Raw genomic sequence first — 7,041 nt, forward strand, 5'->3', positions numbered from 1 at the left:
GCGGCAGTGAGATCAGTACGCGCCCGTTCAACCATGTGGTTGGAAAGCCGTCGCTGACCGCCGCACCCCGTCGCGTTTGCCGCTACCCCTTCCGTCCCAATAAGCGTCGCGCCCCGGGGTCACGGTTTACGTGCGGGTCGGGGAGTCGGTCGAGCGGTTCGGCCGGCCGGACCGGGATCGACTCTTTGGGTGACCTCACAGCCGTGTCCTGTGCGCGATTCCGAGCACACCCGCCCGGATAGGGCGCGAGATCGCCGCATTCGGCCACACCGACTAAACCCACCACCACGACGAACCCACCCCGTACCAGCGGGCAACCCGGGAGACTAACGCGGCTTGGTCCCGGCCGGAGTCACGGTGACCGGTCCGGTCGGCAACCGCGCACCACCACCGCCGTCGCGGCCCTCCGGGCCGCCGCGGTCCGTAGGCACCCAGATACACACCGGACTCCCCGGCGGCAGGTAACAACCCGGCCCAGGTGCCTGAGCCGCCACCACGCCCGCCGCCCCGGCATGATCAGCGGGGTCCGCGTCGACCGCCAACAGCTGGGCATCCAACGCCACATCCTGCGCGGCACGCAACCCCAACCCCACCAGGTTGGGCACCACGGTCAAAACCTCCCGCCGCGCCATACACCAGCGTAGGATCCGCCCGCCAGCGTTGTCGACGCAACCCACCCAAACAACACCACCAGCAGCGCATGGCGTTGCCCGGCGTTCAAGGTGGGCAGGACCAAGGGGTCGCCGGGCCGCCCCGGCGGTTAGGGCTGGTCCGCTGTTTCTGGCCGGTAGGTGAGGGTGCCTGGCCACTGGTCGTGCCAGCCGGGCTGGGCGTGCAGTTCGGTCACCGCGTCGTGAAGTTCGGCGCAGAGTTGTTCGTTAGCGCCGGTGATCAGCAGGTTGCCTCCGTTGCCGTGGAGTTGGGTTTGTGCCCAGGCCAGTGTGCGGGCCAAGCCCGGGTCGTGGTCGAGCATGCCGGATAGGTCCAGGTGGACATCGATCGCGCCGGCCGCGCGCCAGCCGGCCCGGCGGGCGGCGCGAACCCCCGCAACGGCGCGCTCAGCACCGGAGACTGTGTGCCTAGCGGCCCGGCCGGCCCGGTCGCCGGCTTTGACTCCGACCAGCTCGCCCACGCTGGCGTGATCATCGGCGTGGGCAAGCGACAGGGCATCCCTGCGCAGGGTTGGGTGGTCGGCCTCGCCGCGGCGCTGCAAGAGTCCGGGTTGCGCAACCTCCCCTATGGGGACCGGGGCTCTCGGGTTCTTCCAACAACGGCCCTCCCAGGGGTGGGGCACGCCGGAACAGATCATGGACCCGACGTATGCGGCCGGCCAGTTCTACCGCCACCTGCAAGCGGTGCCCGGGTGGGGACAGATGGCGGTCACCGCCGCCGCGCAAGCCGTGCAACGCTCGGCGACCCCGAACGCCTACGCCCGCCACGAACCCGCCGCCCGCGCCCTGGCCACCGCGCTCGGCGCCGCGACATGCGCCCCCCCGGACCAGACCGCGCCCGACCAGACCGGCCCCGCGCAAGCCCCACCGCCGCAAGCCGCATCCACCCCGCCCGACGGGGGCACGGCCGATCCGGCTGCCGCGGCCGCCATCGCCTACGCGCGCGGCCAGCTCGGCCGTCCCTACGTGTGGGGTGGCAACGGGCCGGGCGGGTTCGACTGCTCCGGGCTGATCCAACAGGCCTATCGGTCGGCCGGCATCGTGCTGCCCGCACCGCGGACAGCCAGTACTGGGCCGCGCCTAGCCACGAACGACCCGCTGATGCCCGGTGATCTCGTGTTCTACGGCAACCCGGCCATCGCGAACGGGATCACGCACGTAGCCCTGGTCATCGGCGACGGGTAGGTCATACACGCGCCGACGCAGGGGGACGTGGTGAAACTGGCTCCGCTACCCACCCGGGGGTACGCGGGCGCTACCCGGCCGGCCACCCAGCCCCTCGCACGGCGCTGACCCGCCCGGCGCTCACCCCTCAGGAGGGCACGGAATGCGCATCAGCATGTGGGCTACTGATTCACCGAAAGTAGACCCGGATGGGCCGCCGCCTAACCTCGGCAGAGGAGGCCAGGAAACGGCTCATCCGGGCGCCCAGACTTTACACGCAGACCGCAACACCGAAAGACACCCTTTTCGACTACTTCACCGTCCAATCAGCATCCTCAAATTCATCCGGCATGGGTGAGTGGCGCGCTATTCCAACCCCTGACGGGAACGCGACCAACACGGGTCTACACTTGCCGAATCCACTACGGCTTACTCGGGGACAGATGAGCCGGACGGGAAGGGGGCTGTCGCCCAACACCCAGAACCGGGCGACAGCTTTCCCGGCATCGCACGTGTGACCAGCACCTACGGGTCCACACCCCGCCCGCTTTGCCTGGCCGAGTGGCGCCCCTCGGCACACCGCCCTCCGTCGACCATCCGAGCCCGGCGAGATCCCCATGCTCGGATGGATGGAATGCACATCGGGAGGTGGGCTACTGATTCACCGGGAGTGGACCCGGATGTTCCGCCGCCCAGCCTCCGGCATCTGTCATCAAAACGTAACCGGTCGCCACAATCACCGTATCGATGACCGGGGTAAGCGGTGCCCTACGACCTGGTCGCCAGGCTCTCTGCATTCACCGCTGCGCCTTCGGGTACACCCACCTGCACATGCCGCCCACCAATCTGTCGTTGGATCATGGTCAGGCACCCGGGGATGAGCGGTGCTCAACGCATGAGGACGTCGAGCAGTTCGAAGTCGAGGCCGAAGTTGGTGTGGTCATCGGAGTCGTCATCGGGGGCAGATTCGAAGTGCGGGCCGATGAACGCGGACTTTCCTTTGCCGTGGGCAGCGACCGCGGCGGCGGGCAAACCGTTGGTGTAGGTGGCCATCACCGTCACCCCGGGAGTACCGGGCGGGATGGCGAAGTAGTTGCCGTCCTGGAAATCGACGGTCCGTTTTGACCCGTCGCGCCAGATGATCTGAATGGCCTGATCCTTGTCGGACTCGGCCTCCGCACCCGCGCTGTCGACGTAGCTGCCCACCCGGCCGGGGAACACGTCGTAACCCTCTTCGCCGGCCACGAAACCCCCGGCACAGATCCCCAGGTACCGGCCACCTTCGGCGACGTACTGGTTGACCAGCGGGATCTCGTGCGCGAAATCCTCTTTGGCGGTCTCTGTCTCAACCTCGCCGCCGGGTTCGACAAACAGCGCCGCCTGGTTCAACAGCTCGGCCGTCAGGTCGTTGGGGCCCACGTATTGGATGCGGAACTGGTACGGCGAGGCCTGCAACATGGCCGCCGCGTCGGCGGCGTCATCCTTGTCCGCCAGCGGAGGGTTGCGGTAGATCAATGCCAACGGGCGCTCGTTGGAGGCCGCGCCGGACCCGGCGGCGGGCGCCAAAGCACCCGAGGGGTGTCCGCCCACCAAGAGCAATACAGCCACCAGCAGCACCGCGGCCACCGCGACCAACACCATGACCCGTCCCACCCGTCGGGTCCGTCTACTCCGATACACCCCAACCGCCCCCCATGATCCGGCTCCTGGTGACCGCGCAACGCCGCGCACCGCCTGCTCCGAGCGGTTTGAACGCCTGCTCACGTCTCGGCCGCGGATCGCCCTAAACGCCATCAAATCTGCGCGTATCAAACTCCAGTCCAATGCGCATGACTGTGCCCAGCCTGTGAACCAGGTAACAGTTTCCTGAGCACACCGGAACAACTGATCGGCGCCACCAACACAGTGGTCTACCACCGGCCAAGCCCCAGCGCTACGTTGTCTGGCCGTCACGCCACCGGATTCGACGTCCACGCTGGTGGATGAAGAGCCATTACAGAACCATCACGACGACGCCTTTCTCGCCTCCGTCAGGGATGAAGAGTAAGCCGGATCGCGACAGAACTCCGGGTTGCGGCGAGAAAGTCGAGCGAGCGCACGGCGATCGACTCTACCCCAGGTCAAGCGGTTTTCTGGCCGGGCGACGCGCGGCGGCCGCCCCCTTCCTTCCCAGCAGTAACTCGCGTGACAGCCGAGGTAACGAACCCAATCTCGCTGAATCAGTTACCAAATAACGACAAAAGAAATCTTCGAGTAGATGCCGGGTGAACCGTCCACCATGTCGGCGCGGCCAATGTCAGACACCTGAGTATCGATGCGACAGCTGATCGCTGAGAGCCCCCGGTAACGGCCCCCGGCAATGGGGTCGACAGCACAGCCGGGGCAGAGGTTAATCAAGGCTTGACCGGCGCGAGCGGAGGGGGAGATCGATGACGACGCTAGTCGGGTCCGGCGGGGATTGCTGGCAGGACGTGCCGCGGGCCGGCGGGGCCACCGCGCTGCCGCGATGGGCGCGCCGCCCGCGCCCGGGCACGGCGGAGCACATGGTCAGGGTCCCCGGTGAGGCGGTGGCAGTACTACGCCAGCTGGGTTTCCCGGTGCGCCACCCGAGCGGGACTCGATCGTGACTGTCATCTCCGCTCCATATGAGTACACCGAGGAAGACTTATACGTCGACCTGCGGTCGACCTACGGGCACTCGCTGTTCCTGAAGTGCGAGGGCTTCAACTTCGCTGGCTCGATCAAGCTGAAGGTGGCCCGCGCGATGGTGCAGGCCGCCGAGCGCGACGGCCTGCTCGCCCCGGACACGGTCCTGGTCGAGTCGTCGTCTGGGAACCTGGGCGTGGCGCTGGCCATGGTGGCGGCAAGCAAGGGCTACCGGTTCGTGTGCGTCACCGACTACCGGTGCAATCTGGCCGCCCGGCGGATGATGGAGGCGCTGGGCAGCCAGGTGCACGTGATCACCGAGCCGACCGCCGAGGGGGGTTTGCTCGGCGCGCGGATCGACCACGTCCGGGCGCTCTGCGCGGCCGACTCGCGGTACTTCTGGCTCAACCAGTACGCCAACCCGAACAGCTGGCTGGCCCACTACCACGCCACCGCACCGGCCATCGCCGAGGCGTTCCCCGAGCTGGACGTGCTGTTCATCGGGGCCGGCACCACCGGGACCCTGATGGGCTGCGCCCGCTACTTCAAGCAGCGACAACAGCACGGGCACCGGCCGGTGCGAATCGTGGCCGTGGACACGGTGGGCTCGGTCACCTTCGGCGGCGAGCCGGGGCGGCGGATGATCCCGGGCCTGGGCACCAGCGTCCGGCCGGCGTTGCTGGACGAGTCCTACGTGGACGAGGTACTGCACGTCGCCGAGGCGGACACGGTGCGCACCTGCCACCGGCTGGCCAGGGCCGGGTTCCTGTTCGGCGGCTCCACCGGCACGGTGGTCAGCGCCGCGACGGACTGGTTGGCCCGCCACGACACGCCCGGCCTGACCGCGGTGGCCATCTCCCCCGACCTGGGCGAGCGCTACCTGGACACCGTCTACCACTGCACCTGGACACGGGACCTGTACGGCGACCAGCCGGAAGCGGTCGGCGCCGGGTCCCTGTCGACCTCTCGCACCGGGAGCTGACCGTGTCCCTCAACACCCTGGGGGGCAACCGGGCGCCCGAATGGCCGCAACCGACCAGGTGCACCGACGCCACGACCCAGCTCGAGCGGACGCTCGGCGAGCTGCTCGCGGACGTCACCAAGGCACCCCAGGTCTCGGTGAACAGCCACTTCTTCCGCGACCTGGACGCCGACTCGATGCGGATGGCGCACTTCTGCGCCCGGGTCCGCAAGCACCCCGACCTGCCGGCGATCTCCATGAAGGACGTCTACCGCAACCCGACCGTGCGGGGACTGACCAGGGCTGTCTCGCCGACGCCGAGCCGGCCGAAACGGCCGCCGGTCGCGCCACTTCCCACGGTCGCGCCGGCGAGCACGGTCAGCTACCTGACCTGCGGTGCGGTGCAGGTGCTGCTGTTCCTCGGCGCGGCGTACCTGGGCGCACTGCTGATGGTCACAGGGTTCCAGTGGATCTCCACCGGCATCGGGTGGGTCCACGTCTACGAGCGCGCGGTGGTGTTCGGCCTGGCCAGCCTGGCCGGCTTCTGCCTGCTGCCGATCCTGGCGAAATGGGTGCTCATCGGTCGCTGGAAGCCCACGCAGATCCGGGTGTGGAGCCTGCGGTACCTGCGGTTCTGGCTGGTCAAGACGCTGATCCGGGTCAACCCGATGGTGCTGTTCGTCGGCACCCCGCTGTACACGATGTACCTGCGGGCGCTGGGCGCGAAGATCGGACCCGGGGTGATCATCCTGTCCAACCACGTGCCAGTGTGCACCGACCTGCTAACCATCGGCACCGACACCATCATCCGCAAGGACTCGTACTTCAGCGGCTACCGCGCCCACGCGGGGGTGATCACCACCGGCCGGGTCACGCTGGGCGACAACGTGCTGGTCAGCGAGTCGACCGTGCTGGACATCAACACCTGGATGTCCACCGGTTCCCAGCTGGGCCACGCCTCCTCGCTGCACCCCGGCCAGACGGTTCCGCCGAACCAGCGCTGGCACGGCTGCCCGGCCCGGCCGGGCCGGGCCAACTACCGCACGCTGCCCCCGATCCACCGCGTCGGGCTGCGCCGGTTCCTGTTCTCGACCTGGCAGGTGCTGCGGCTGGTGCTGTTCGGCCCCCCAGTGCTGGCCGCGATGTTCACCGTCGTGAAGGTCATGCTGGGCGACGGGTTCACCCAGCTGCGCCCCGGCCTGCTCAGCGTCTCGCAGACCACGTTCTACCTCGAGGTCCTGGTCGTCTCGGTAGCGATCTTCTTCGACTCGTTCCTGTTCGCCCTTCTCTACGTCGGCGTCGTGCCGAGAATCCTCAGCCGTTTCCTAGTCCGGGACCGGGTCTATCCGCTGTACGGCATCCACTACTGGCTGCACCGGACGGTCACCCGGATGACCAACACACCACGGTTCACCTACCTATTGGGCGACAGCTCCTACATCGTGAACTTCCTGCGCTGGATCGGCTACGACCTGTCCCACGTGGTGCAGAGCGGCTCGAACTTCGGCCTGGACGTCAAGCAGGACCACCCCAAGCTGACCAAGGTCGGCAGCGGCACGATGATCGCCGACGGCCTTTCGGTGATCAACTCGGACTACT

Annotated in this window: 6 protein-coding genes; 3 read left to right on the forward strand and 3 right to left on the reverse strand. The window is 68.0% G+C overall.

Annotated features, from left to right (window positions below; translation table 11 throughout):
- Positions 1–326: 326 nt before the first annotated feature.
- Positions 327–632: a PASTA domain-containing protein gene (locus tag ABEB12_RS15970; RefSeq protein WP_185060936.1), complete on the reverse strand. Its 306-nt coding sequence runs from the start codon at positions 630–632 to the stop codon at positions 327–329.
- Positions 633–760: 128 nt separating this feature from the next.
- Positions 761–1,213, reverse strand: coding sequence for a hypothetical protein (locus ABEB12_RS15975; protein ID WP_185060935.1), 453 nt, complete (start codon positions 1,211–1,213; stop codon positions 761–763).
- A gap of 94 nt (positions 1,214–1,307) precedes the next feature.
- Between ABEB12_RS15975 and ABEB12_RS15980 the strand changes: the two genes are divergently transcribed.
- The gene (locus ABEB12_RS15980; protein ID WP_185060934.1) at positions 1,308–1,856 is read left to right on the forward strand and encodes an NlpC/P60 family protein; all 549 of its coding nucleotides are present in this window, start codon (positions 1,308–1,310) and stop codon (positions 1,854–1,856) included.
- Between the two features lie 867 nt (positions 1,857–2,723).
- Here ABEB12_RS15980 and ABEB12_RS15985 read toward each other — a convergent pair.
- Entirely contained in the window at positions 2,724–3,476 is a 753-nt protein-coding gene (locus tag ABEB12_RS15985; RefSeq protein WP_185060933.1) for a BPL-N domain-containing protein, read from the reverse strand.
- 982 nt (positions 3,477–4,458) lie between these two features.
- Between ABEB12_RS15985 and sbnA the strand changes: the two genes are divergently transcribed.
- Together sbnA and ABEB12_RS15995 are read left to right on the forward strand one after the other, a co-directional pair.
- Positions 4,459–5,463, forward strand: coding sequence for a 2,3-diaminopropionate biosynthesis protein SbnA (gene sbnA, locus ABEB12_RS15990; protein WP_185060932.1), 1,005 nt, complete (start codon positions 4,459–4,461; stop codon positions 5,461–5,463).
- A gap of 2 nt (positions 5,464–5,465) precedes the next feature.
- Positions 5,466–7,041 (forward strand): phosphopantetheine-binding protein (locus ABEB12_RS15995; RefSeq protein ID WP_345702863.1); only part of this gene is annotated, 1,576 nt, incomplete at its 3' end.

Source organism: Actinospineispora eucalypti, from assembly GCF_039543365.1.
In the GTDB taxonomy this organism is placed as follows: Bacteria; Actinomycetota; Actinomycetes; order Mycobacteriales; family Pseudonocardiaceae; genus Pseudonocardia; species Pseudonocardia eucalypti.